Raw genomic sequence first — 23,410 nt, 5'->3', positions numbered from 1 at the left:
TGAGACCAGACTCCTCAATCTTAATCATAGGACTTTTTCTTAATCCCATCGTAAATATCTTCTAACTCAGTTAGAAAATTGATTAATAAGGGTCCTGGTAGCTGATTTTGTATTTCTTCAATTTCAGACATAGACTCGAATTGTTCATATGAGTCGGGTTGATCGTTGAGATGTTCGTACCAATCTTTCACCGCTTCTATCATTTCATAGAAGTGTCGTTCAAATCGCTCAGCCCATTCTGCTCCTTCATCTCCAGTTGTTCGTTGCATTTTCTCCCAATCTTCTAACGTCTTTTGGAGTTTAACGTTCACTAGTTTCCAATCACTTTGTATCATTTGAACCTTCTGCTTTAACAATCTCAGCACCGAGCGTATTTTTAAAGTGATCTAATGCCCACGCATGACCATCTGCATTGAAGCTTTGGACAGCATCTTCATGGATGACAATGCCAAACCCTTTATTGTAAGCATCTACCGCTGTATGTAGCACACAAATATCAGTACAAACACCGACAAGATGTAATTCATTGATATTTCTTTCTCTCAGTTTAATTTCTAAGTCAGTTCCGGCAAAAGCACTATACCGAGTTTTATCCATCCAATAAACTTGATGTTTAATTTGTTCATATAACTCGCCAAGTTGTCCGTATTGGTAACGACCTGAGGTTCCGCGTATGTTATGTGGTGGGAATAAGCTACTTTCTGGGTGATGTGGATCATTTTCATCATGTACATCCACAGCAAAAACGACAAAGATACCGTCATTAACAAACATTTTTGTTAAGTCTACTATACGACTCTCAATTGCTCGCCCTGGTTCTCCACATGTCAACCGGCCATCTTCTGCTACAAAATCATTCGTATAATCAATTACAACTAAAGCTTTCATGTCTCGCTTCCCCCTTTAATAGCTTTCTCTCACCATTATATCAAATAACGGACATTGGGCCGCTACCACGTGATAAATAAATCCATTTAAAAAGAAGGACCGACACCTTAATGTCAGTCCTTCTATACATAGGTTTAAAACAATCCTTCAACTTTTCCTTCGTCAGTAACATCCATATTCATTGCTGCAGGCTTTTTCGGTAAGCCTGGCATTGTCATTACATTACCTGTAATCGCTACGATGAAACCAGCACCAATGGAGGCTCTTAGCTCACGAATTTGAATACGGAATCCTTCAGGACGACCAAGCAGGGTAGGATCATCTGATAATGAATATTGTGTTTTCGCCATACAAACAGGCAGCTGCTCCCAGCCGAGATCGATAAACTCTTTCAGTTGCTTCTTCGCTTTCTTAGAAAAGTCTACACCATCTGCACCGTACACTTTTTGAGCAATCGTTTCCATCTTTTCTTCTAGCGACAAGTCCAACGTGTAAAGAGGTTTATAGTGATTCTCTGATTTGTCAATCATGTCTACGACCTTCTGAGCCAGTTCTTCTCCACCTTTGCCGCCATCTTCCCAAACTTTTGCAATCGCGACTTCGATACCTTTTTCTGCACACCACTTTTTCACATACTCAACTTCTTGGTCAGTATCCTTCACAAAGTGATTTAATGCAACGACAAAAGGTAAGCCGAAAGATTGTATGGTTTCAATGTGTTTCTCAAGATTGACCATACCTTTTTCCAAAGCACCAAGATCTTCTTTTTCCAGTTGATCCTTCGGTACTCCACCATGCATCTTCAATGCTCTTACTGTTGCAACGACTACCACTAAACTAGGGTCGATTTCCCCGTAGCGAGCTTTAATATCAAGAAACTTCTCAGCGCCTAGGTCTGCACCAAATCCAGACTCTGTTACGACGTAATCTCCTAATTTTGATGCCATCTTAGTTGCAATGACACTATTACAACCATGTGCAATGTTTGCAAAAGGACCTCCATGAATAAGAGCAGGTGTATTTTCTAACGTTTGTACAAGATTAGGTTTGATCGCGTCCTTTAATAGAAGGGTTAACGCACCTTCAACTCCCAGATCTTTGACCGTAACAGGTTCTTTATTCATATCATAGGCGACAACCATACGTGATAGACGTTCTTTCAAATCACGGACATTCCTAGCTAAACAGAAGATTGCCATGATTTCTGAAGCAACCGTTATATCAAAGCCATCTTCACGAGGTACACCTTGGACTGCTCCGCCTAATCCGACAACTACATTTCGTAAAGCGCGATCGTTCATATCGATGACACGTTTCCAAACGATTCTTCGTGTATCAATATTCAGTTCATTCCCTTGGTGGATATGGTTATCTATTAAAGCTGAGAGGGCATTATTTGCAGTGGTAATTGCATGTATGTCTCCTGTGAAATGAAGGTTGATCTCCTCCATAGGCATTACCTGGGAGTAACCGCCTCCAGCTGCGCCACCCTTCATGCCCATACTCGGTCCAAGAGATGGTTCACGTAAAGCTATAACCGATTTTTTCCCGATTTTATTAAGAGCTTGTCCTAGCCCAACAGTTACCGTGGATTTTCCTTCTCCCGCAGGTGTAGGATTGATTGATGTAACTAGTACGACTTTTCCATCTTTTGTATCTTTCAATCGATCCATTACATCTAATGAAATCTTAGCCTTATAACGTCCATAAGGTTCCCACTCAGTTTCAGTAAGTTGTAATTGATCTGCAATATCTTGAATAGGTAATAATTGTGCTTCTTGGGCAATTTCAATGTCAGATTTCACTTTCGTATTTTCAACCATTTGACGTTCCTCCATCTACTCAATGATTTCTATTTTTACGAGAGCACGGTTGTGCCTTCCATTATCAACGATAACAATAGTCTTTTGAAAATGAAAGCACTTTCATCGCTATATGATGTTTATTTTAATTTAGCTGTTTTTCGTTTACATTTTTGCTCTTGTATATTTTGATGAATACACTTCCACGGACGACCCTCAAGCCTCACTTGCACAGGATGTGCTGGCTTCGACGTTCACCACAGGACGTGGTGGGTCTTAGTCGAAGATCCCCTTTAGGCTTCCCTCGCTCTGCGGGGTCTCGATTTGGCCGCTGTTCCCGTTGGAGTCTCGTGTATTTCAACAACTTGTTCCATGCAATGTTCTCAAATGGCAACAATTCTTTAAAATTATGCCTTTAATTTAGAGCCTTCGGTGGATTGCTCCACTTTCTTTTCCTTCATCAATTTTCCCATCGCACGTTTAAAAGCGGCTTTAGAAAGTCCAAATTCTCGTTTAATCTCATTGGGGTTCGATTTATCATTGAAAGGCATGAATCCATCATTTTTTTCAAGGTAACTGAGAATAAGTTGCGAATCCTCTTCATATGCAATTTCTTTCGGTGCTTTCAATGACACGTTCAATCGCCCATCTTCTCGTACGAATGTAACCCGAATTTGAAGACGTTGACCTAAGCGTAAAGCACGATCAGCTTCATCTCGATGAAGGAATGCAATATAATGATCATCTGTGAAAAGCATTGCGCCTTGCTCGTTAAATCGATATACATGTCCGACGATATATTGATTCCGTAATGTTTCTGGCGCTGGCTTTGCTATTGTTTCAGTTTCCTCATTTGATGCCCGATCTGCGAATAAACGACCTTTCTTATCTGTACGTAATCCACAATAAAGTTTATCACCTACTTGCGGCCAAATGGAACGGTCATCTGGAAGGTCATCCTTCGATAGTAAAATATCCTTTTTAATCCCAATATTCAGGAATACACCTAACCTTGTTTGTACCCCGGCAACTTCAAGCCACGCGATGCTGTTCATATCAATAAAAGGCATCGTTGTAGTCGCTGCCAGTCTACCTTCATGATCGTGATAAAGGAAGACTTTAACTTTACTGTTTTCAACTAAGTCTTCTTCCGTTTCCGTTTTGTGAAGAAAAACCTCTTCACGTTGAGCGTTCATTAATACATATCCAAGATCCGTTTTTCTAGCTACAGATAAATTTACAATGTTTCCTACTTCTAAAGCATTCATTTATACAACTTCCTTTATTGTCTTAGTCTTATTTATTCTAACCTATTATATCAGAATCATTGATTGGGATAGTCGCAAAATTCAATAATAGTCCCTTGGGTGGATATTGGGTTTAAGTAAATCAATCTTCTACCTAAATGATTTGTCCGATAGGTGTCTTCGAGAAATCGCACACCATTTTCCTTACTTTCATTAATCGCTTGTTCAAGATCATTGACTCGGTACGCAATATGATGAACACCTTTCCCTTTTTGACGAATGAACCGAGCAACTGGAGATGAATGATTCGTTGGCTCTAGGAGTTCTAATAAATCTCCCTGGACATTTATTGCTGCAACATGCACTTCAACGCCTTTAGCATGACTTGTATACCTATGTAACACTTCACCATTTAGAATGTCTACATAAAATGACAATGCTTCTTCTATATTTCTTACCGCAATTCCAATATGATCTAACGTTTTCTCCATTTTGCTATGTCTCCTTTATCCGTGTTTAACACTGTATGCTTAAGGTAATGGTATAGTATACTATATAGGAATGAACACCTAAAGGAGGAAGATCATGCCAAAGGTTACAGTACCAGACCATGGAACATTTGAAGTAGAAGAAGGTAAAAAGCTCGTTCTAGCACTTGAAGACAACGGAATCAACATCCTCCACCGTTGCGGGGGAAATGCGAAATGTACAACATGTAAAGTAGAAGTCCAAAAAGGTGATTTCGGAGCATTAACTGATATTGAACAAGAAGCATTCTCTAAAAAAGGAACGGAAGAAGGTCTTCGTCTTTCATGTCAAGTAAGAGTACATGAAGATGTTAGTGTTAAACCGATCATGACTGAAGAAAGTGCGAATATGGACGCTGGACCTCGACCTGCTGAGTAACAAACCAATGTAATGCTGGACTTCGGAAGAACAATCCGAAGTCCTTTCATTATCTTGGTTGTTTTTTTCAGAAATCCTTCCCTACCCACTCTGTTAAAAACTGATCAACAAAGTGTTCCATAAAGTTATGCCTCTCTTCAGCAATTTTTACTGCCTCTTTCGTATTCATTAAACCTTTCAATTTAAATAATTTTTCATAAAAATGATTGATCGCTGTACTTTCCCCATTTCTATATTCATCCTTTGTCATTTGTTCCGTTCGAGCTTTTATCGCAGGATTATACATCGCATCACCTTTGGCACCTGCATATTTAAATGTACGAGCAATACCAATCGCACCTAGCGCATCTAGGCGATCAGCATCTTGAACAACCTTCCCTTCAAGGGTACGCATACTTTTCTCCTGACTTTTACTAAATGACATCGTCGTAATAATTTCAACAATATGGTTGATGTCTGACTCAGATATACCCTCACTTTTTAAAAAGTAGATGACTTCATTCAATGCAATCTCTTCATCGTCAAACAATTTATCATCAATTAGATCATGTACTAATGCGGCTATCTCACAAATTCTTCTGTCTGCTCCTTCAATAGCCGCTATATGGATGGCAATCTTCCTCACTCGGTCTATATGGCCCCAATCATGACCAGAATGTTCATGATCTAATTTCTCTGATACAAACTTTTCAATATTCTTGTTCTGCCACATTAAAGATATCCCCCACTAGAAAAGTTAAAAAAACAGCATCTCTAATGAATGCTGCTTCGATTATGTATTTGTCACGAGTTCTTTATTTTGAATAAAGCGCTTTGCTTCATAAGAGTTTTGAGCACCTGATTGTTCCAAGGCTTCCAACAGTGCTATATAATAGCTGCCGTCAAACCTCACTTGAATTTTTAGCGTAGTTTCGATTGCTACGTTCACTAGCTCATCGCAAGCACCTGTATATTGCTTTCCGAAATAAATAAATGCAATATCATCATCAGTAAGATGGAATCCCTTACTACTCAAAAACTGAATAAACTCCCCAGTAGATTTTTGCCGCATATGTCTTTTGCCCTACTCTCTATGTGAAAATGAATACTTTTATTTTACCATAGTTGAAACGAAGTGAAACAAAAGTAACGGAAAATCATTAACCTTCTACTTTCTTTGATGATAGTGTTTCACCTAACGCTTGTAGGCGTTGCCCAATTGAGCACTCCCGATTACAAAAGCTTTGTGCGTAGTTTTTGCCATAATCCTTTTTAAACGCTTCACAGACAAAACAATCTCTACAATACGTTTTTAACGTCCATTCAATTTCAGATGTCACAACCTTTCTTTCCACATGTCTCACTCCTGTTAATCATTTATCTACAGTATTCCTTTATGTCTTATATTTTATTGATCAAATCAAACCATATACCTTAAAGAAAAAACCACTCACTTTGGAGTGGTTAGTCACGGTTGTTTTCCTCTAACACTTTGACAAGTTCTCTCGAATAATCGGGTAAATCTGGTGGACGACGACTAGATACAATGTGCCCATCAACAAGTACCGCTTCGTCTCTCCAAATCGCTCCAGCATTAGTCATGTCGTCTTTAATGCCAGGTGTACTTGTCACTTCCACATTTTCTAATATTCCTGCAGATATCAATACCCATCCTGCATGACATATTTGACCGATCGTCCGCTTTTGATCATTCATATATTGTACAATTTCAAGAACCTTTTTGTCCCGTCTTAACTTATCAGGTGCCCATCCACCAGGGACGAGAATGCCGTCATATTCATAATAGTTCACATCATGATAACTATAATCAGCTACAGCCGGAACACCATACTTACCTGTGTAAACCTTGTTCTCTTCTTCACCAACAATATGGACAGTTACGCCCTCTTCACGGAGTCTCAAAACAGGGTACCAAAGCTCGAGGTCTTCAAAATCCTCCTCTACTAAGGCAATCACTCTTGTGTTCGACAGTCTCATTGTGTGAACCTCCTTTTAATAATACATTCGTGGTCATCAAGGTGAAATAGACCGTTCTTCATATAGCTGAAGATATGGTAGTACCTATACCCTTCTTGTATGCTAGAATAAACGTTAGAATATAAAAGCAATTAGTAAGAAGGTGTGCACAAACATGATTGATGTTTACGTAGACGGAGCAAGTTCTGGTAACCCCGGACCATCTGGAGCTGGCATATTTATAAAAGGCGCTCCAGATGGGGCTCATTCATTTTCAATACCGCTTGGAAATATGTCTAACCATGAAGCAGAGTATCTAGCACTAATACATGCTTTGAAAATTTGTATCAAAAAAGGGTACAAGATTGTCTCGTTTCGAACAGACTCCCAACTTGTGGAACAAGCAGTTGAAAAAGAGTATGTCAAAAAGAACTTATATCAACCGTTACTTCAGGAAATATTAATATTAAAAGATGAACTGGACCTCTTTTTTATTAAGTGGATTCCAAGTGGGCAAAATAAAAATGCCGATAAACTTGCCCGAGAGGCTATACAAAAAAACAATTAAATCTTTGTAAAATCAAATTGCCTAGCTGTCTTCTTATGAAGACGGTTTTTCCGTTTTTGTTTCTTTTGTACAAATGGATCAATCTCTAGTGACTGTGTTAATCCGTGTACGAGAAGATTCATCATTAGAATGACAAACGAAAACCCTAGTATTGGTCCAAAAACGAGCCACGGGTAAGCCATATAGAGAGACCAGTATTTACCGATCAATCCCCCCCACTCATTCGACAATGTATAAGCCTCTGTAATAATAACTGTTACACCATTTTCTAAACGCTCATCCATTTTGTATGTCTCACTGCCACCAATAAACACCTCTAAAATCCCTAAATGAACAAAAATGATCAATACGGTACTAATTTGCTGTAAGAACAACACAACCATCTTAGGAAGTAGAAACCTGGATACATGTTTACGAAATACGTGGAACACCCCTCCTCCTAAAGTTGGAGCATTTTGTATGAACTCAATTTTATATATTTGCTCTAATTCCTTAGCGATTAGATTTGAGAGCACCGGAACGGATAATAACACGATTACGATCGCAGGAAAGATGATCCTCGTTTCCACTGAATAACTCCACACAAAGATATCAAGGACAGGCCCAGCAAGTAAATAGATGAAGATCGCAAATGGAGCATAATGGAGTGTATCAAATAAACCATCAGCGGTCAGACGTGCTTTTCTCGGCGATAGATATAATAAAAATCCTCCAAAAAATGATAAAACCATTTGTGCAAAACTAATGATTGCAGCAAGAGCAACTGTATACTTTGCACCATCAATCACCCTATACAAATAATTCTCTCCAAGGTTATCCGATCCTAAAGGATACTGTAATGAAGGTTCAAAAGGTGCACTATCATACGGGACACCATCCTCGTCATAAAGGATAGTTACAAGCTCTTCATCATGCTTGAGCCAAGCTTCATACCCAAAACTTAATGTAATTAGAACCGTTAATCCTATAAAACTAAATAAAAACCACGGATTCCTCATGAGTTTAAGCAGCATCTTCCATTCCCCTCCTTAAAGTAGCATTCTTTACAGACATTGAGATTAGTGAATGAAGTACACTTATTAAGAAGTAAGGAACGAAAATCGTCAAAACGCCCAAGATGAACAAGGATGGGTTTAAGGGTCCGTTTTCTAATAAGAACATCATCAAACCATTAAAATTCATGAAAATTTCGACCATTAACCAATTGGACAACATGATCCAAAAAATGGTTTTAAAATGGTTTCTTAAAGACGGAACCGCATTACGGAAAATATGGATACTAATAATCCGAAACCGTGCAATCCCCTTCCCTCTAGCAAGTTCTACATACAAAGACTCTTCCTGATCTTCAAAAGCCAAAAGGAGAAATTTCACAAAATATACGGTTGGGAGTATCGATAAGATCATAATAGGAAAAAATACGGCCCTGTCACCAAACGTATGTGAAGTATTAAATAACACCACCCCAGTTTGCCTGAACACCATTATAATAGCTATTTGGACAATAATGATGTAAAACACATCAGGAAGTGATTTCAAGATCGTGAGTACAGCTTTAATAGCCCTCCTCATCTTTTTACTGGTCATCATTATGATGTGGACTAACAATGTAGATACGCATACCGCAACAACTAATCCACCTAGAAAATAGGAAGCTGACTTCAGATAAAGTTCCCGGAACTCTGGAAAAACGGGTGTGATTTGCCCTGTTTTTGTCGAATATGTCAATTCCCAGAACGTACTGAGCTCTCTTAGAGTAGTCGCAATTTGACCCATGTACCCCTTCCAGTTAAACATGATCTCATCTACCAAATAACTCGCGTTTGACATTTTCTTTTGGTTGATTAAATAGAGAATTTCCTTGTTCGCCTCCATGTTAAATAATAGAAAGGGCAGACAACCGAACAAGACAATCCCAATAACTGTAAGTAACGCTTTAATACCGGTTATTGCTAAAAAATTTCGCATAAAAAAAACCCCACTTTATTTTTCTATAAAGTAGGGTTCGACAAAATTCATTGTTTTCCTTTAAATTACATAAAAGTTACATTCTTACACGCAATTCCAGACGATCAACTTCCTCTTTCAACTTGTCGCGGTCTAGACGAAGAGAAAAACCGTCCCAAGGTGTTTCATTTAATATAGGAATTTGAGTATCGATAGTAACTAGTTCCTTACTTAGAAATGCCATTTCACGACCAGCTGCTATTTTCTTAACATATCTCTTAAAGGCCGGATCTAATTCTTCGAGTTCATAAATAGCTTCTACTGACCCATATTGTTGAATCATCGGTAGGGCTGCTTTTTCTCCGACTCCGTGGACACCTGGGATGTTATCACTTTTGTCTCCAAGTAAGGCTTTCACATCAATCCATTTATCTGGTGTAATACCATATTCATCTGTGAAGTGCTTCAAAGTGTAGGCATTCTCTTCTTTCTTCTTCGCAATAATTTGTGACACTTTATCCGTTAATAGCTGTAGCAAGTCACGATCGTTACTATAGATCAGGCACTCTCCATCCATTTCTTCCGACCATCTTCTAGACAACGTTCCCATGATGTCATCCGCTTCATACGGACTGATCGCCATTTGAGTGACACCTACAACATCAAATAACTCAGTGATCGTGTTGTATTGCTGAATCAATGGTTCAGGTAGCTCATTTCGTGTATCCTTATAATCCGGAAAACGCTGACGTCTCAACGTCTCCTCACGCTTTACGTCCCAAGCAATCATGAGATGCGTTGGGTCATACATTTCAATCAAGTTTAACAGCTTTTGTACTTTTACCCGTAAAGCATTCGTGTAAAGACCATCGCTATTTTTCGTTAGTTCATGATCCTCGCGACCGTAGCTTGTTGCAAAATAACATCTGCTAAGTAAATTGAAACCATCTATTATAATAAAACGGTTGCTCATTTTTCTGTCCCCTTTTCCCGTCTTTTCCTTCGTCTATTGTATCATATTTCCCGTATCGAAATAGAAAAAGAGCAGCCCAATACGGACATGCTCTTCTTTCAATATGTATGAGTTCCCGCACTTGCCGTGACACTCCATGACTCATAAACCCACTATTGGCAGGTGGGTACCCGCATCAATCCGTTCGTCTTCCGCAATCCGAGAAAGGCGGCATGACGTCTAGATTGAGATTTAAGGTTCCCTATGTCATGACATCGGTTTAAGACATAAACGTGCCACTAACAATGCAGGAATTTTATTATATCGAGGATCGTTAGGTTTGTAAAGAATAAAACTCATCCAACTACACTACCCTTTACATTGTTTGGTTCATTACTTACACCCATTTGACTATGGGTCCTTATGCTCTTCAAGTATTTCAATATTCAACAATTGGGCAATTTTTATTAGCTTGCCTATAGACGGTTCCTTTATACGTCCATTTTCCAAGTTAACGATAAAAGAGGGTGTAACTTCTGCTTTCTTAGCTAGTTCAAGTACTGATATGTTTTGCTCTTGCCTAGATTCTTTGAATTTTGTACCTAATTCAAAAGCCGTCCCTTTAATGACCTTAAACTTTCGCATCAATAATTGTCCCAACATAAAGCTCTTTGTATAGATAATGTTCATCTGGAAAATAGTGTTTCGTTTGTCGTTGTTCTTGTTCAATTTTGGTTATCTTTTCTTTTGTATATCGGTAAGGGCAATCCCCTATAACATGTCCTTCAATCGATAACCTGCCCCTGTCCTTGTCCAGATATTTGAGTAAAATAGACTTTCCGTTAATATATGAAACAAGCGTGCCATCTAACAACCTGATCAAGCCACCCACCTCATTTCCCGTTAATGTACCTCTAATTCAAACCATTCATAATGAAATAAATAACTAATGGACCTAGTAGTACGATAAAGATGGAAGGGAATATGAAAAATACCATTGGAAACAGCATTTTCACAGGTGTTTTCATTGCTTGTTCACGAGCTGCTTCACGTCTTTTTTCTCTAATTCGAACCGTTAAATTACGCAGCACTTTAGACATTCCAATCCCTAGTTGATCTGCTTGTATTAACGCTGTAAGTACACTCTGAAACTGTTCAGACGGCACTCTGTTACGCAGTTGGTCAAATGCTTCCTTTCTTGACTTGCCCAATTTCATGTCTTCCATCGTTCTAATAAATTCTTCGGAGATTGGTCCTCCGAGTTTATTGCTAACTTCATAAATGGCTGCGTCAATACCTAATCCTGCTTCAATCGTTAAGTTCAACATGTCAAAGAAATCAGGCATGTCTTTTTGTATAGCTTGGACACGCTTTTTCTTTCTAATCGATAAATAGAACTCTGGATATCTAATTCCTAATAAACCAGCTGCCGTTGAAGCTATAGCAATCATAAGAAGGTTTGATGTTCCCGGACCAAAGATGAAGAGTACGACGATAAACATGACGATGGCCAAAATGAACTGAATCATTCTAAATGCAATCGGGTGTAGGTTAAATGGATTCCCGGCATCCTGTAAACGTTTTTCTAGTTCTTTCTCTATATACCTGGGCGTTTTATCTGCAACTTTCTGCTGATATTTATTCCATGTTCTCTTAAATTGGATGCCTAGTATTCCAGCGCGTCTCGATTCACTCGGTACATCTTTTAAAGATCCAAATTCCGCTTTAATCCTTGAAGATATAATTAACTCTTTTCGGAATATAGTCGCAAATAATCCCGCTATAAGCAGGGATAGACTCAAAAAGCTGAACAAAAAGAATAGAATACCTTCCATCGCTTACACCTCAACATGGACAATTTTTCGGATTAGAAACCATCCTATAAGACACGAAAGTGTACCTGCACCTAACATAACCCAACCTACAGGATGTTCTAGTAGTGGACGAAAATAGTCCGGATTTACAGTGTTCAAATAAAGGGCAATAGATAAAGGTAATAGTGTAACAACCCAAGAGGACATTTTACCTTGTGCTGTTAATGATTTTAATTCTTCTTTTACACGGAACCGACCAAATATGGTCTCTTGCATCGTTTCAAGTAACGCTGCCAAGTTCCCTCCAGTGGATCTTTGGATGATCAAGGCGTTTACAACTAAGTCAAGGTCCCTATCTGGTAATCTAGTCACCAAGTTCTTCAGCGCTACATCTGTACTAATCCCAAATTTGATATCACGTAAAGTTCTAGAGAATTCCGAGCCGATCGGATCTGGCATTTCTTTCGCTACTAACTCCATCGCTTGTATAAAGCTGAAACCAGCACGTAATGCGTTCGCCATCGTGCCTAATGCTTGGGAAAGCTGTTCGGAACAACGATTGAGGCGATTCTTCTTCTTCCAATTCAAGTAGACTACAGGTATGAAGTAACCAACCAATACACCGCCAACTATGATGGACCAATTGTAGTTAAGGAAGAATAGAATGATTGGTAATGTTAATCCCATTAATATTCTGAGTGCAAAAAATTCTTCCGGGGTATAGGGAAGGGCTGACACTTCAAGTTTTGACAACCATTTTCTAACGTACGAATTGCCTTCAAAACGGTTACCAATAATGTGCAACATTTTTCTGTACATCGTCTTCGGTTTTTCATCTTTCATTTGCTTGTTTTTGTTCACAGGATTAGGCAGGAATTTATCTAACCTTTCCTCCGTTTTTATCCTGCTTTTACTCATTCTAAGTAAAACGAGATATGATAAGAGAGTAAATGTTATGAAGGAAAGAACAAACAGGTAAAACTGAGAGATCCCCACTCATTACCACTCCCTTTCAAACCAGGATGAGGAGATTTCAAATCCTAGTTTCTCTAGTTGATCAGAAAAATGTGGGCGGATACCTGTTGAAGAAAACTCTCCTTCTACATTGCCATCTAAGGACAACTCCTTTTCTTTAAATAAGAAGAGATCCTGGAGAACAATCGTATTTTCTTCTAGACCTAACACCTCAGTGATATGGGTTATTTTTCTTGTTCCATCCCTCATTCTCGCTTGGTGTATAATTAAATCAAGCGCGCTCGAAATTTGTTCGCGAATTGCTTTTACAGGCAAATCATAGCCGGACATGAGTACCATCGTTTCAAGTCTGGACAGCATGTCTCTTGGTGTATTGGCATGTCCAGTTCCGAGACTACCATCATGTCCTGTATTCATCGCTTGAAGCATATCAAGCGTTTCAGCACTTCGGACTTCCCCGACAATGATGCGATCGGGTCTCATCCGTAAAGAATTTCGTACTAAATCTCGAATCGTGATTGCGCCAACCCCCTCAATGTTAGGTGGTCTAGACTCAAGCGAGACAACATGGTCTTGTGACAGTTTTAATTCTGCTGCATCCTCTATCGTCACAATTCTTTCGCTATTCGGTATAAATGAAGATAAGACATTCAACGTACTTGTTTTCCCTGAGCCTGTCCCACCACTAATGAAAATGTTTAACTTCGCGTTTACACACGCTTCAAGAAACATAGCCATATCTTTACTTAACGTACCCATCCTTATCAGATCTTCAACTGTAAATGGTACTGTCGAAAATTTCCGAATGGTTACGGTTGGACCTTTCAAGGCGAGCGGGGGAATGACTGCATTTACACGAGACCCATCAGGTAACCTTGCATCAACCATTGGTACACTTTCATCAATCCTACGACCAAGTGGGGATACAATCCGGTCGATTACCCTTTTTATATGATCATCATCTCTGAAAGATACATCCGTCCTTAATAATCTTCCATTCTTTTCGACGAAAACCTCACTTGGACTATTGACCATAACCTCGTTTATGTCTGGGTCATCTAATAACTTTGTAATTGGGCCGAATCCAGTTAATTCACTTTCCACTACTTTCAAAAGTTCATTCTTTTCCTCAAAGGTGAGACGATCACCCTCAAATTCAAAAAACTCTTGGGATAACTCTCTTATTAACCTAGCAAGCTGATCATCTTTCACCTGTTTATGTTTTTTCAGTTCGTCAACTAGATAATTGTGTAATTCTATCTCCATTGCAGATTTTTTATTAGAAATTTTCAGTGTTGTTTGTGTAAGGGTTTTCGGTAATTTAACCGGAGTTTGAACCCCTTCTTCTTTACCTAATCGTTTCAACAAACTCATGAAACACGTCTCCTTCCTTTAGGAACTATATTGACAAGAAAGGATTTTGGAGATTTGTTTCTTACGATTCCTCTAGGAATTAACAAATCGGCTAACTTCTTCACACTTTTTGACACCATCGACTTTGGATGACTAACGACATAAGGAATGCCCATATTTAGAGAAGGTAGAACAACCTTGTTTTGTTCTGGTAATCTTGCATTTACACTCATACCTAGAATTTTTTCTACTGAGTCAGGTTTAATACCCTTCACTTTCGAAACTTTATTCAAAACAATCTTAATTCTTTCTTTCAATTCAAGAGATTCTAATGTTTCTAAGAATAGCTTCGTATTCTTTAGAGTAGGCAAATCCATATAAGTTAAGACAACGACTTGGTCAGAAGCTTCGAGTGCAGTTAACGTAGTTTCTGGGAGTCCTGGAGGCGTATCAATAATAACGATATCAAAACTAGTTTTCAGCTCGTCTAAGACTTCTTTGATATGCTCTTCATTGATGACTTCAGCAAATTCAGGTCTTACAGGTGAGGGCAAAACTTTCACGCCTGATGAATGCTCAAGCATAAATCTTTCAACTCCGATCGAGCGGCCATAACCTTCTTTCACCCAGTCATAAATTGTACGTTTTGGTTTAACATCTAAGATAAGAGCAACATCACCGAATTGTAAGTCCAAATCAATTAATGCGACACGGCTACCGTTTTTTGCATATTCACTTGCAAGGTTTACAGATAGTGTTGATTTTCCAATACCACCTTTTGTACTCGAGACTGAAATATACCTAGCATGTTTATTAGGTACATCCGAATCTACCGTGTCTGTACCTTTCTTCTCCTTCAAGCTTTGATCTCTTTTGATTTCATGGATGGTACGGACAATTTCTGATTCTGCTTTATTGAATAAGAGTATGTCATTTGCGCCTGATTTCAACGCTCGTTTCACGTCGTATTCACTTTCCTCTACTAATAAAATAATTTGATGTTTCGGAAAGCTCAACGACAGTTCTTTACAAAAGTCATACACGTTATAGAAAGAAGTTTCAGTGATAATTAGGATGGCTTGTGACTCTCTTTCTACTGATTGCCAAAACTCCCCGATAGATGTGTACCAATTGGTCCTGATTTGTTCAGATTGCATCTGATCATCAATCTTTTTGACCAGTTCCAAGTCATTGACCAGTCCGAGAAATTTATAATCCATTACTTTCACCCCTTTTTACTTGCCTTCTGTAATTGTGAGTTTTTCTTTTTCAATCTTTTGATCACCTTTCGTACGAAGCATTAAATGTAGTTCCCCTCTTGTAGCAAAACCGAGAGTGAGTCCTTGTTGTGGGGTAACTTCGAACGTAACAGTCTGATACCGAATTGCTTCCTGTTCAGAATCAGCAGCATGTCCAATCGCTAGTACTTTAATATTTTGTAAAAGCAGTTTAGCTTCATCTTTCTTTGAATTTTCAGCGTCTGGGTGCTCTCCTAAGGAACTTGATACATATACGACATCAACATAGGATCCAACTGTGATGTTTCCAGAAACACCTTGATCGAATTTGACATCTACAGAGATCGCACGCTTTCCTTCACTAATCGTTAACTTCTGTTGCGTTACCGTTGTTGCGTTCACTTTAGGCTTTTCTTCAGACGCTTTAACTTCATCTTGCTTTTGTTCATCTTTTACTGTTGTAGCAGCAGGTTGAGCTTCTTTAAAGATAGAAAAATAGAGAACGCCAGCTGCAAATAATCCAAAAACGATTGCAGTAAGCCAAATTTGTTTTGTTTTCATAAGTCCTCCCTGTTTAGTGACATTTAATTTACAAGTTTAACGGCATATAAACCAAAGTCATCTGTGCCCGTCTCTCCAATCTCACCTGATTCAACCGCTTTGATAAATTTCCCGTAAATGATTTTATTTTGGATCTCTTCCAACCAAAAAGCAGCGAACCCAACAATCGTTACACTTGACCTTCCATTAACATTTGGAAATCCATCTACAATCGGAACATATACAACACGTTTGCAACTATTATCTGCAGTACTTGCAACAGAACACTTGGCTTTTCCATTATCCGCGGCAATTCTTGTTGAGATCGCTTGGCTAACTGGTCCTACCTTACCACCAGGCTCTGTTAACACCGTTTCTCCAATTGATAACTTAATACCATTAATTATGCCGTCTTTAAGATTCGAGGCCCCTCTACCATCAACCGCTAGATACCCAAAATTTCCGCGGATATTCGGGTTTAAATTCAATTGATAGCTTTCTAGGTACCGAAATCCGCATCCATATTCCGGTATACCGATTGGGATGATATTTGTTCCGCCTTCAAGAGGTCCAATTCTTGCCTTTGCCTTAGCTGGGACATTTACCGTATGAAAACCTAATACTTTTGCAAATGTCATTGGTGCTGCTTGCGTAATAGTTGCAGAAATAAACTTCCCTTCGACCTTTATGTCTGAAGGAAGTAACGAGTAACCGTTGTCAGAAGCAACTTCGATGGCGGTGGTTACTGCAGCAGCCGATGAAATAGGAATTTGTTGAGCTCCGGCTAGAACGGCAGCATCTACAGCGCTTTGAACTTTACTTTTCTCAAAATAAAGTCTGCCACCATCAATCGCAATCGCTGCAATTCCAAATAAAATAACAAGCCCTAATGAAATGAACACGATTACTGAACCGTGCTCATTTTGGAGAGGTAGTTGTTTAATCTTTTTCATTTATTCCACCCTCATTACAGTTGAATTTTCAATTGTAAATGAATCACTAGAGAAGAACTGTGGAATCAGTGGTGTTACTAATTCGAATGGATAACTTAATCTGACGGTCACGTTACTCCCTCGACTTTTAGCAGGATCATCAAATGAAACGGAAACACCAACAGATGATTCATCTAACCCTCTGATGGCTGATCTTGCCTTTTGTTCAATATCTACCGAACCAACACTTGCAACCCTTGCAGCCTCCCTACCTGCATGGTCCAAAGCCATGTGTGCATGGATGAGTCTCCCGAAATCAATAATTCCAAAGAAGATCAGAAAGAGAAAGATGAGTGAAAATGCAAGTTCGACGGTAGCTTGTCCTTTCTGGCATTTCATTTTAAGAAACACCTACCTCTAAATAAATTTGTATGAAAACACCAATCGATATGAAAACACCATATGGTATGTAATCTTTTCTAGATCCTTTAAGGACGAATAAATAATAAAAACAAAATAATCCAGCAATAATAGCTCCGAAAAGGAAACTCATAAACACAAATTTAGCTCCAGCTAAAGCACCAACCATTGCAAGCATTTTGACATCCCCCGCACCCATACCACCTAATACGAAGGGTACAATTAATAAGAGTAAACCAACGATCAATCCAGCACCCCATGTAACCATCCCTTGCAAGCCGTCATTTATTGTCCAATAAAGGAGGCCGACAAAAATGGCTGGGAAGGTGATCATATTCAAAATTTTTCTAAATTTATAATCTGTGAATGCGCAAACACTAGATAAAACGATTAATAGGGAATAAACCATCTTGCACCTCCTTTAAAAAAACGTCCTGCCTTTAGTGAGCAGGACGTGGAATTGTGATGATTATGGAGTTGTTCCTCCACCATTTACAGCCGAAGTTATTTTTGCAAACACACTATCAATTGCACCTTTAAGTGCTCCATCACTTGCAAATACTGCTATGGCAATTAACGCAACTAAACCAGTAATTAACCCGTACTCCACCATCCCTTGGCCCTCTTCTTCTAGGATCAGCCTTTTGAAATTCTCTCCCATATTAAACAACCTCCTATATTAGATAATGTTCATGTAATGAATAAATTCCCTTTGCATTTTCTACTCATTTCTAATTTAATTAATGGATTGTACAGTTACTTGTAACAATTCCCCTCCTCAGGTAATATTGTTCACATAGAACAATTTATAAGTTTATATTAATTGTTCATTTTGAACATGTCAACAAATTTTTAGTTTATTTGCAAAATTATTTACTTTATACTAAAGGGGGGTACCAATTATAGCTGAGGTGGTAAATAGAATGAAACAGATCGGTAGTCGCATCAAAGAACTACGAAGAGAAAAAGGTATGACCCTTAAGGAGCTAGGGAATGCAATCGATTTTAATTATAGTAACCTTTCTAAAATAGAACGTGGTGATCGCAAACCTACACTAGAACTATTAGAGAGTTTAGCTGAATATTTTGATAAAGATGTTTCCTTTTTCTTTGGAACAAGAGAAGAAATACCTGAAGAGATTCAAGAACTGGGTGTAGAGTGGGTGACCTTTTCTGAGGAGATGAAAAGCAAAAATATTTCTCTGAGTGAATTAAAGGTACTCGCTGAGACACTTGCAACAATTAAAAACAATTCTAATGATTAAACCATAGGACCGAATCAAAGCTGTCACAATTCTTTCTCATACACAATATTTTGATATTAGATGGAAAAACAATACAAAATGTTGTGTCTTTAGTCTAGACGCTTTGGAATATCGGTCTTTTTTTATTGTCTTTTTCCAATAATTATCTTCAAATTTATACATTATACAGCCTAAAGACTTAGTATTTTTGTCGAAATTCGATATATATAATTACTTTAGTCCTCTTTTTTCAAAATACGACATGCCAATAATGTTTTATGATTGATTTTGTCGGACGATTTTCAGAGGATATTACATAGGATTACACGAAATTATACCTAGTAATTAACAAACTTTACTTTCTGTGAGTCTTTCGTCTGAACTAAAACAAATTGTATCCTACCGAAAAGAGGGGGTTATTTAAATGAATGTCATATATACGGAATTATTACCTGAAGGAATAACGATGAAGTTTGATGATGGAACCATTTTCATTGGAGTAAAAGCACGATCAGAGATTAAGAAGGAGGATGAAGGTGTTACATATTTCGAAGAACAGGATACCGACAACAAAAAAATCGTTGAATAGACCGCGTTTGAACGATCCAAGCCATTCTAAACCTCTCCCCCCTTTAAGATTAGTATATGCTGAGTCCTTTTTTGAACGCCTGATAGGATTGATGTTTCGAAAGAAACCTTTAGAGAACGAAGCTTTAGTTATTAAACCATGTAATTCTATTCATATGTTTTTTATGTTCTTTCCAATAGATGTCATTTTTATTAATGATGAACAACGTATCATTAAATCCGTATCTCACCTTAAACCTTGGCGAATCGTATGGCCTGTTAAAGGTGCGACAGCAGCAATAGAATTACCGGTTGGAACCGTTCAAGAGTATGATTTAGCCCATGGTGAATATCTTTTTCTTTAACCATTTTAGTCACATCGGAAACTTTAGTGTTTAATTAAAAATTAATTTATTGTTCATTTTGAACTTTTATTTAAAGGTGAATATATTAATAATAAATATAATCACCTATCCTACAATTCAACTCTTCCTAATACATGCTACTCACTTTCCATCTTCTTCGACTCGAGTTCTGCAAAGTTAGCCATTTTTCCTGATTTAGCACGTGCTTCCATTTGTTTAGCATTGTTGTTTCTTTGTGCATTCGGGTTGCCCTTCTTTTGTTTACCCATTCCAGTCCCTCCTTTATTCCTTATTATGAACCAATTTCATAATCATAATTCTGATTAAATGGGTCATCATAACGTGTAGGAGGTGGTCTCATGGGTGGACCTTATTTATGCCCAGGGTGTAAGACAAATCGTACTCGATTCAATATGATTGAACAAATCCCAAAAGGCGTCAAGCTAGACCCTGAATCAGGAGAAGTCGTTGAAGAATTCTCAAATGATAATTTAGATACGTTCCATATTCCTTATAACGGATCACATTTTAGAGTCCAGTGCGGAGCATGTGGTTTAATTGAAAATGAGGAAACGTTCAAAGCACGAGCCAGTTCATCAAAAAATCCATTTTTGTCATAGAAAAAGCCTCTTTTAAGAGGCTTTTCAACATTTTTGAGAATGATGAGCACAGGCATAGTATTTTAATGGTACATTTGAATTCATTTGTCACCATCGTACTTGATGCTCTATTCAGTTTTTAATGATACATGGTTATCGGAAAACTCTACAAACACAGGAAGATTGAATAAGCGAATATTTAGTTCTTCAATATTTTCAAAAGAATGCTGTTCAATGCCGAAGAATTGACCGGAATCATCTGAGTAATTGTGATCTGATTGAATAGTATTTCCATCTTGATCGGTGACATCAATAAATGGTTCATTTCTCATGTGAATCTCAGCTTCAGGATGTTCTTCTATGATTTCTGTATACCTTTTATAATGTTGAAAATACAAATGGCTCTCATATTCATGTTTCGGATCAACTTTTATGAAAAATCCGTAGTTGTTTTGATTTGGACCGTGAGGATTGCGTTCAAGTTTGACAAGCTCAAAATCCATACTGTTCACATTACCCAGATCTCGATTGATTTCATAAACGTTTTCATCTTGTGCTATTTTTTCTCGAAACTTTTGGAAATCACCTTTTGTAATGGTGAACTTTATTTCTTCATTTGTTGGATAAGACCCTGATAACAGCGATATCGTAGTATCATCTGTATCAAATACAGGGTTTTGATAGACACTGATAAAACGCCTTCCATCAGTGTCTTGTTGTATACTGGATTGTCCTTGCATCTTCCCATACTTATAATGCACTTTATTAAACTCAACCGGTGTGTTCAATTCAAAGTAAAGACGTTTTTGATGCAACCTAAATTCAATATCAGAATAGGTAATCGTTTTCCCATCACCAAGATTTGCAGATTTATTAATTGAAAACGATTCAAGTAAAGGATCATGGCTTTTCATTTTGTAATCAATTGCAATGTTTTCGAGTTGAAATTTTTCATTGCTCGAGTTTTGTTTCACTAGCGAAGCCTCTTGTAATTCAATGTTTGAGATCTTCATGATTGCTTGATCAATATGATAGAGATTTTCTTTATCCTTGCTATTAACCCACTTAGATAAAGTTTTTAAAATCTCTCTATTCTGGTCATGTTCAAAGACAGCTCGTCGATAAATACGATTTTTATAGACTACTCCCTCGCTTTTCCATTGGTAGTCTTGATATCTCTCTTGAGATCCCATTGATAACTCAAGGGGCTCTTCCCCATCAGCAGTCACTTTCAACCGGTCAAATTCAAAGTGTGGAATATCATCTGGAATTTCATCATTGGGCAACACATCTAAACTATAGGTAATTATTAAACTCAATCCTCGGTTATACAACGACTCGATTCGGAATTCCCGCTGAGCCTCTACCACTGGTATGTTGACACTTTCAATTTTAGATATGAGATCATGCTTCTCGAGCAGCTCGAACATTTGTGGTTCAAAATAGCGTAACTCATTTGCTAATCGTTCTTTCAATTGTTTTTCTGTATCAACAACGACAAATTTTTCACGATTGACTGCAAAGGTCGTACGTTCTTTTTCTTTAAACTTTTCACTAATAAATACGAAAGCAATTAAGATTAGTAAGACCGGTATAATCTTTTTTAACGTCTGTTTTCCTTTCACGTTTATCCCCCTACAAGATTTACTTATCTAAAGTTATTTCCACAGATTCTGAATAAAGTGGGATTTGCTCTGAGAAATTAAAGAAGCGAAATGTAAGCTCGTCCTGTTGTTGAAAGACATCTTTTTCTATTTGGATAACCCCCATAAGTCCTTGCATATTTCTATATCCATTGATATTTAAAATATCTACTTTCTCACCTTGACTGTTTGTGACCTCTAAGAACACAAGAGATTGGTAGAGTGTTTTATATGGATCATCTTGGTCTAATTTAAGGTACTTACTATAATCAATCATCCAATTCGGTAATAAGACGTGTGAGTCCCCACTTACCTTCATATTAAGAGATACTGCTTCACTTCCATTTTCTAAACGGGATACGTCAAGGTTTTCAATAGTATAACTTTCATCATTTTTACTTGTGCCAATCTCTTCGTTTAATTCATATTGGGATGAATTTTGATCATTCTTTAAGAATTGTTTATAATCTTTCATGGTCTCATCATTGAGATGATATTTCAGTTCGTCATCAATAGGCAAGGTTGCTTCAGTAAATTGTACCTTCATACTTGGTTGGTTGACGATATGATCCCTGACGTATAAGAATTGTTCTCCTTCATCGTCGGTTTGAATTTTGCCACGCTCTCCTTGGTCATTAATATAATAGACCAGTTCTCTCATTTGCTCTTTATTCTCTCCTAAACTTATGTATAGCTTATTTCTCGTTAACCCAACCTCTACCCTCTTCAACATTACGGTCGTTTGTGACGTCAATTGTATTTCCTTATTTAGGGGATAAACTTCAAGAGGTTCGTCTAAATCGGTCAGTTCCATATTAAGTGTAAGACGATCGATATTTGCTGCTTCAGCACTTTCCTTTGTCACTAACTGTAAATTTTCCAAGGACACTTGCTTCGTATCCTTGAAAATCTTAGTACGGGAAGAATGAGAGTCATCATCCAATGAAGTTTTGATCCATGTACTTCTATATAATCTGTTATTGAATACGAACCCTTGATTTAAATATGGATCCAACTTGTTTACGTCTACTTTTAGCCGAGTATCTTGATTTGAATCATTATGTAGAATAACTTGATCTAAAGTAACATAAGGGACATCGACTGGCTTCTCATCTTCTGGGAGTAGGTTCACACTATAAAGCACGTAGATATTTAAACTTTGGTTCCAAACTTGATGGATTTGTATAGTTCGGTTTGATCCCAATACCTTTACTTCTTTTTCTTCGAATGAATGAATGAGGTTATGATCATAAGCCGTTTTTAATAAATCCCCACGAGAAGCTGGACCTAATCTGCTATACAATTTGACTTTTTCGTAGGAATCGACTACATCAAAATTATCTTCATTCACTTCAATACTCTGTACAACCCTCTGTTGAAATTGATTCCCTAATATGATGAAAGCGATCACAACAATCGCAAGTATAATAAATTTTTTAATCGTTAGCCCCCCT

The 23,410-nt window shown here is 37.8% G+C and carries 32 protein-coding genes and 1 other RNA gene; 6 read left to right on the top strand and 27 right to left on the bottom strand.

What is annotated here, in order from left to right:
• Positions 1-20: 20 nt before the first annotated feature.
• The 5 genes from L2716_RS06125 to L2716_RS06105 form a co-directional block, all read right to left on the bottom strand.
• Entirely contained in the window at positions 21-335 is a 315-nt protein-coding gene (locus L2716_RS06125) for a DUF4085 domain-containing protein (RefSeq protein WP_236332786.1), read from the bottom strand.
• Positions 322-888 (bottom strand): cysteine hydrolase family protein, encoded by a 567-nt coding sequence (locus L2716_RS06120; protein WP_236332784.1) that lies wholly within the window; start codon positions 886-888, stop codon positions 322-324. Before L2716_RS06120 ends, L2716_RS06125 begins: the two co-directional genes overlap by 14 nt.
• Before the next feature lie 134 nt (positions 889-1,022).
• On the bottom strand, positions 1,023-2,711 hold the full coding sequence (locus tag L2716_RS06115; protein WP_236332782.1) for a formate--tetrahydrofolate ligase: 1,689 nt from the start codon (positions 2,709-2,711) through the stop codon (positions 1,023-1,025).
• A 386-nt stretch (positions 2,712-3,097) separates the two neighbouring features.
• The gene (locus L2716_RS06110; protein WP_236332780.1) at positions 3,098-3,958 is read right to left on the bottom strand and encodes a CvfB family protein; all 861 of its coding nucleotides are present in this window, start codon (positions 3,956-3,958) and stop codon (positions 3,098-3,100) included.
• A gap of 56 nt (positions 3,959-4,014) precedes the next feature.
• On the bottom strand, positions 4,015-4,428 hold the full coding sequence (locus tag L2716_RS06105) for a VOC family protein (RefSeq protein WP_236332778.1): 414 nt from the start codon (positions 4,426-4,428) through the stop codon (positions 4,015-4,017).
• A gap of 94 nt (positions 4,429-4,522) precedes the next feature.
• Between L2716_RS06105 and L2716_RS06100 the strand changes: the two genes are divergently transcribed.
• A complete protein-coding gene (locus L2716_RS06100; protein WP_236332776.1) occupies positions 4,523-4,843 on the top strand; it encodes a 2Fe-2S iron-sulfur cluster-binding protein in 321 nt (106 codons plus the stop codon).
• 67 nt (positions 4,844-4,910) lie between these two features.
• Here the strand turns inward: L2716_RS06100 and L2716_RS06095 are convergent, their stop codons facing one another.
• The 4 genes from L2716_RS06095 to L2716_RS06080 all read right to left on the bottom strand — a co-directional run bounded on the left by L2716_RS06095 (position 4,911) and on the right by L2716_RS06080 (position 6,820).
• A complete protein-coding gene (locus tag L2716_RS06095; RefSeq protein WP_236332774.1) occupies positions 4,911-5,555 on the bottom strand; it encodes an HD domain-containing protein in 645 nt (214 codons plus the stop codon).
• A gap of 60 nt (positions 5,556-5,615) precedes the next feature.
• A complete protein-coding gene (locus tag L2716_RS06090) occupies positions 5,616-5,894 on the bottom strand; it encodes a DUF6123 family protein (protein ID WP_268963954.1) in 279 nt (92 codons plus the stop codon).
• A gap of 88 nt (positions 5,895-5,982) precedes the next feature.
• Positions 5,983-6,177 (bottom strand): zinc-finger domain-containing protein, encoded by a 195-nt coding sequence (locus L2716_RS06085; RefSeq protein WP_236332769.1) that lies wholly within the window; start codon positions 6,175-6,177, stop codon positions 5,983-5,985.
• A gap of 109 nt (positions 6,178-6,286) precedes the next feature.
• Positions 6,287-6,820, bottom strand: a complete 534-nt coding sequence (locus tag L2716_RS06080; protein WP_236332767.1) for a type 1 glutamine amidotransferase domain-containing protein — start codon at positions 6,818-6,820, stop codon at positions 6,287-6,289.
• 154 nt (positions 6,821-6,974) lie between these two features.
• On the opposite strand from L2716_RS06080, the gene L2716_RS06075 reads away from it, so the two are divergent.
• Complete coding sequence (locus L2716_RS06075; protein WP_236332766.1) at positions 6,975-7,367, top strand: reverse transcriptase-like protein; 393 nt, start codon at positions 6,975-6,977, stop codon at positions 7,365-7,367.
• On the opposite strand, the gene L2716_RS06070 is transcribed toward L2716_RS06075, so the two are convergent.
• The 15 genes from L2716_RS06070 to L2716_RS06000 form a co-directional block, all read right to left on the bottom strand.
• On the bottom strand, positions 7,364-8,380 hold the full coding sequence (locus L2716_RS06070; protein WP_236332764.1) for a hypothetical protein: 1,017 nt from the start codon (positions 8,378-8,380) through the stop codon (positions 7,364-7,366). The two genes, L2716_RS06075 and L2716_RS06070, sit on opposite strands and share 4 nt — an antisense overlap.
• Positions 8,370-9,335, bottom strand: a complete 966-nt coding sequence (locus L2716_RS06065) for an ABC transporter permease subunit (protein WP_236332762.1) — start codon at positions 9,333-9,335, stop codon at positions 8,370-8,372. Before L2716_RS06065 ends, L2716_RS06070 begins: the two co-directional genes overlap by 11 nt.
• A 76-nt stretch (positions 9,336-9,411) precedes the next feature.
• Positions 9,412-10,287, bottom strand: a complete 876-nt coding sequence (locus L2716_RS06060) for a 5'-3' exonuclease (RefSeq protein WP_236332761.1) — start codon at positions 10,285-10,287, stop codon at positions 9,412-9,414.
• 108 nt (positions 10,288-10,395) lie between these two features.
• Positions 10,396-10,583, bottom strand: a non-coding RNA gene (gene ssrS / locus L2716_RS06055) — 6S RNA.
• 94 nt (positions 10,584-10,677) lie between these two features.
• A complete protein-coding gene (locus L2716_RS06050; RefSeq protein WP_236332759.1) occupies positions 10,678-10,911 on the bottom strand; it encodes a helix-turn-helix domain-containing protein in 234 nt (77 codons plus the stop codon).
• Complete coding sequence (locus L2716_RS06045; protein ID WP_236332757.1) at positions 10,898-11,149, bottom strand: hypothetical protein; 252 nt, start codon at positions 11,147-11,149, stop codon at positions 10,898-10,900. Before L2716_RS06045 ends, L2716_RS06050 begins: the two co-directional genes overlap by 14 nt.
• 31 nt (positions 11,150-11,180) lie before the next feature.
• Complete coding sequence (locus tag L2716_RS06040) at positions 11,181-12,101, bottom strand: type II secretion system F family protein (protein ID WP_236332755.1); 921 nt, start codon at positions 12,099-12,101, stop codon at positions 11,181-11,183.
• Between the two features lie 3 nt (positions 12,102-12,104).
• A complete protein-coding gene (locus L2716_RS18390; RefSeq protein ID WP_236332753.1) occupies positions 12,105-12,941 on the bottom strand; it encodes a type II secretion system F family protein in 837 nt (278 codons plus the stop codon).
• A gap of 138 nt (positions 12,942-13,079) precedes the next feature.
• Positions 13,080-14,429 (bottom strand): TadA family conjugal transfer-associated ATPase, encoded by a 1,350-nt coding sequence (locus L2716_RS06030; protein WP_236332751.1) that lies wholly within the window; start codon positions 14,427-14,429, stop codon positions 13,080-13,082.
• Positions 14,426-15,628 (bottom strand): CpaE/TadZ family protein, encoded by a 1,203-nt coding sequence (locus tag L2716_RS06025; RefSeq protein WP_236332749.1) that lies wholly within the window; start codon positions 15,626-15,628, stop codon positions 14,426-14,428. The genes L2716_RS06030 and L2716_RS06025 overlap by 4 nt, the downstream gene beginning before the upstream one ends.
• Positions 15,629-15,643: 15 nt before the next feature.
• Entirely contained in the window at positions 15,644-16,207 is a 564-nt protein-coding gene (gene cpaB / locus L2716_RS06020) for a Flp pilus assembly protein CpaB (protein ID WP_236332747.1), read from the bottom strand.
• Positions 16,208-16,230: 23 nt separating this feature from the next.
• Positions 16,231-17,139, bottom strand: a complete 909-nt coding sequence (locus tag L2716_RS06015; RefSeq protein WP_236332746.1) for a pilus assembly protein TadG-related protein — start codon at positions 17,137-17,139, stop codon at positions 16,231-16,233.
• Positions 17,140-17,517, bottom strand: a complete 378-nt coding sequence (locus L2716_RS06010; protein ID WP_236332744.1) for a TadE/TadG family type IV pilus assembly protein — start codon at positions 17,515-17,517, stop codon at positions 17,140-17,142.
• 1 nt (position 17,518) lies between these two features.
• A complete protein-coding gene (locus tag L2716_RS06005) occupies positions 17,519-17,947 on the bottom strand; it encodes an A24 family peptidase (protein ID WP_236332742.1) in 429 nt (142 codons plus the stop codon).
• A gap of 60 nt (positions 17,948-18,007) precedes the next feature.
• Positions 18,008-18,199 carry a Flp family type IVb pilin gene (locus tag L2716_RS06000; protein ID WP_236332740.1) on the bottom strand — a complete coding sequence of 64 codons (192 nt, stop codon included), beginning with the start codon at positions 18,197-18,199 and terminating at the stop codon, positions 18,008-18,010.
• A 262-nt stretch (positions 18,200-18,461) separates the two neighbouring features.
• On the opposite strand from L2716_RS06000, the gene L2716_RS05995 reads away from it, so the two are divergent.
• The 3 genes from L2716_RS05995 (at position 18,462) to L2716_RS18295 (ending at position 19,714) form a co-directional block, all read left to right on the top strand.
• On the top strand, positions 18,462-18,803 hold the full coding sequence (locus L2716_RS05995; RefSeq protein ID WP_236332738.1) for a helix-turn-helix domain-containing protein: 342 nt from the start codon (positions 18,462-18,464) through the stop codon (positions 18,801-18,803).
• A gap of 403 nt (positions 18,804-19,206) precedes the next feature.
• On the top strand, positions 19,207-19,371 hold the full coding sequence (locus L2716_RS05990) for a hypothetical protein (RefSeq protein WP_236332737.1): 165 nt from the start codon (positions 19,207-19,209) through the stop codon (positions 19,369-19,371).
• Positions 19,313-19,714, top strand: a complete 402-nt coding sequence (locus L2716_RS18295) for a DUF192 domain-containing protein (RefSeq protein WP_268963953.1) — start codon at positions 19,313-19,315, stop codon at positions 19,712-19,714. The genes L2716_RS05990 and L2716_RS18295 overlap by 59 nt, the downstream gene beginning before the upstream one ends.
• A gap of 137 nt (positions 19,715-19,851) precedes the next feature.
• Here the strand turns inward: L2716_RS18295 and L2716_RS18290 are convergent, their stop codons facing one another.
• Positions 19,852-19,983 carry a hypothetical protein gene (locus tag L2716_RS18290; RefSeq protein WP_268963952.1) on the bottom strand — a complete coding sequence of 44 codons (132 nt, stop codon included), beginning with the start codon at positions 19,981-19,983 and terminating at the stop codon, positions 19,852-19,854.
• A gap of 90 nt (positions 19,984-20,073) precedes the next feature.
• On the opposite strand from L2716_RS18290, the gene L2716_RS05980 reads away from it, so the two are divergent.
• Positions 20,074-20,334: a DNA alkylation repair protein gene (locus tag L2716_RS05980; RefSeq protein ID WP_236332733.1), complete on the top strand. Its 261-nt coding sequence runs from the start codon at positions 20,074-20,076 to the stop codon at positions 20,332-20,334.
• Positions 20,335-20,441: 107 nt separating this feature from the next.
• On the opposite strand, the gene L2716_RS05975 is transcribed toward L2716_RS05980, so the two are convergent.
• A complete protein-coding gene (locus L2716_RS05975) occupies positions 20,442-21,938 on the bottom strand; it encodes a hypothetical protein (protein ID WP_236332731.1) in 1,497 nt (498 codons plus the stop codon).
• Positions 21,939-21,957: 19 nt separating this feature from the next.
• On the bottom strand, positions 21,958-23,367 hold the full coding sequence (locus L2716_RS05970) for a hypothetical protein (RefSeq protein WP_236332729.1): 1,410 nt from the start codon (positions 23,365-23,367) through the stop codon (positions 21,958-21,960).
• Positions 23,368-23,410: the final 43 nt, after the last annotated feature.

This window comes from Pseudalkalibacillus berkeleyi (assembly GCF_021608225.1).
GTDB classification, from domain to species: domain Bacteria; phylum Bacillota; class Bacilli; order Bacillales; family Fictibacillaceae; genus Pseudalkalibacillus; species Pseudalkalibacillus berkeleyi.
Note: the sequence above shows the minus strand (reverse complement) of the source record. Positions and strands in the feature narration are given on the sequence as shown.

What these genes read in the sequence shown, in the direction of transcription:
- L2716_RS06125 (WP_236332786.1), bottom strand. Translation starts at nt 335, where the DNA reads ATGATACAAAGTGATTGGAAACTAGTGAACGTTAAACTCCAAAAGACG.
- L2716_RS06120 (WP_236332784.1), bottom strand. Translation starts at nt 888, where the DNA reads ATGAAAGCTTTAGTTGTAATTGATTATACGAATGATTTTGTAGCAGAA.
- L2716_RS06115 (WP_236332782.1), bottom strand. Translation starts at nt 2,711, where the DNA reads ATGGTTGAAAATACGAAAGTGAAATCTGACATTGAAATTGCCCAAGAA.
- L2716_RS06110 (WP_236332780.1), bottom strand. Translation starts at nt 3,958, where the DNA reads ATGAATGCTTTAGAAGTAGGAAACATTGTAAATTTATCTGTAGCTAGA.
- L2716_RS06105 (WP_236332778.1), bottom strand. Translation starts at nt 4,428, where the DNA reads ATGGAGAAAACGTTAGATCATATTGGAATTGCGGTAAGAAATATAGAA.
- L2716_RS06100 (WP_236332776.1), top strand. Translation starts at nt 4,523, where the DNA reads ATGCCAAAGGTTACAGTACCAGACCATGGAACATTTGAAGTAGAAGAA.
- L2716_RS06095 (WP_236332774.1), bottom strand. Translation starts at nt 5,555, where the DNA reads ATGTGGCAGAACAAGAATATTGAAAAGTTTGTATCAGAGAAATTAGAT.
- L2716_RS06090 (WP_268963954.1), bottom strand. Translation starts at nt 5,894, where the DNA reads ATGCGGCAAAAATCTACTGGGGAGTTTATTCAGTTTTTGAGTAGTAAG.
- L2716_RS06080 (WP_236332767.1), bottom strand. Translation starts at nt 6,820, where the DNA reads ATGAGACTGTCGAACACAAGAGTGATTGCCTTAGTAGAGGAGGATTTT.
- L2716_RS06075 (WP_236332766.1), top strand. Translation starts at nt 6,975, where the DNA reads ATGATTGATGTTTACGTAGACGGAGCAAGTTCTGGTAACCCCGGACCA.
- L2716_RS06070 (WP_236332764.1), bottom strand. Translation starts at nt 8,380, where the DNA reads ATGCTGCTTAAACTCATGAGGAATCCGTGGTTTTTATTTAGTTTTATA.
- L2716_RS06065 (WP_236332762.1), bottom strand. Translation starts at nt 9,335, where the DNA reads ATGCGAAATTTTTTAGCAATAACCGGTATTAAAGCGTTACTTACAGTT.
- L2716_RS06060 (WP_236332761.1), bottom strand. Translation starts at nt 10,287, where the DNA reads ATGAGCAACCGTTTTATTATAATAGATGGTTTCAATTTACTTAGCAGA.
- L2716_RS06050 (WP_236332759.1), bottom strand. Translation starts at nt 10,911, where the DNA reads ATGCGAAAGTTTAAGGTCATTAAAGGGACGGCTTTTGAATTAGGTACA.
- L2716_RS06040 (WP_236332755.1), bottom strand. Translation starts at nt 12,101, where the DNA reads ATGGAAGGTATTCTATTCTTTTTGTTCAGCTTTTTGAGTCTATCCCTG.
- L2716_RS06030 (WP_236332751.1), bottom strand. Translation starts at nt 14,429, where the DNA reads ATGAGTTTGTTGAAACGATTAGGTAAAGAAGAAGGGGTTCAAACTCCG.
- L2716_RS06025 (WP_236332749.1), bottom strand. Translation starts at nt 15,628, where the DNA reads ATGGATTATAAATTTCTCGGACTGGTCAATGACTTGGAACTGGTCAAA.
- cpaB (WP_236332747.1), bottom strand. Translation starts at nt 16,207, where the DNA reads ATGAAAACAAAACAAATTTGGCTTACTGCAATCGTTTTTGGATTATTT.
- L2716_RS06015 (WP_236332746.1), bottom strand. Translation starts at nt 17,139, where the DNA reads ATGAAAAAGATTAAACAACTACCTCTCCAAAATGAGCACGGTTCAGTA.
- L2716_RS06010 (WP_236332744.1), bottom strand. Translation starts at nt 17,517, where the DNA reads ATGAAATGCCAGAAAGGACAAGCTACCGTCGAACTTGCATTTTCACTC.
- L2716_RS06005 (WP_236332742.1), bottom strand. Translation starts at nt 17,947, where the DNA reads ATGGTTTATTCCCTATTAATCGTTTTATCTAGTGTTTGCGCATTCACA.
- L2716_RS06000 (WP_236332740.1), bottom strand. Translation starts at nt 18,199, where the DNA reads ATGGGAGAGAATTTCAAAAGGCTGATCCTAGAAGAAGAGGGCCAAGGG.
- L2716_RS05995 (WP_236332738.1), top strand. Translation starts at nt 18,462, where the DNA reads ATGAAACAGATCGGTAGTCGCATCAAAGAACTACGAAGAGAAAAAGGT.
- L2716_RS05990 (WP_236332737.1), top strand. Translation starts at nt 19,207, where the DNA reads ATGAATGTCATATATACGGAATTATTACCTGAAGGAATAACGATGAAG.
- L2716_RS18295 (WP_268963953.1), top strand. Translation starts at nt 19,313, where the DNA reads ATGAAGGTGTTACATATTTCGAAGAACAGGATACCGACAACAAAAAAA.
- L2716_RS18290 (WP_268963952.1), bottom strand. Translation starts at nt 19,983, where the DNA reads ATGGGTAAACAAAAGAAGGGCAACCCGAATGCACAAAGAAACAACAAT.
- L2716_RS05980 (WP_236332733.1), top strand. Translation starts at nt 20,074, where the DNA reads ATGGGTGGACCTTATTTATGCCCAGGGTGTAAGACAAATCGTACTCGA.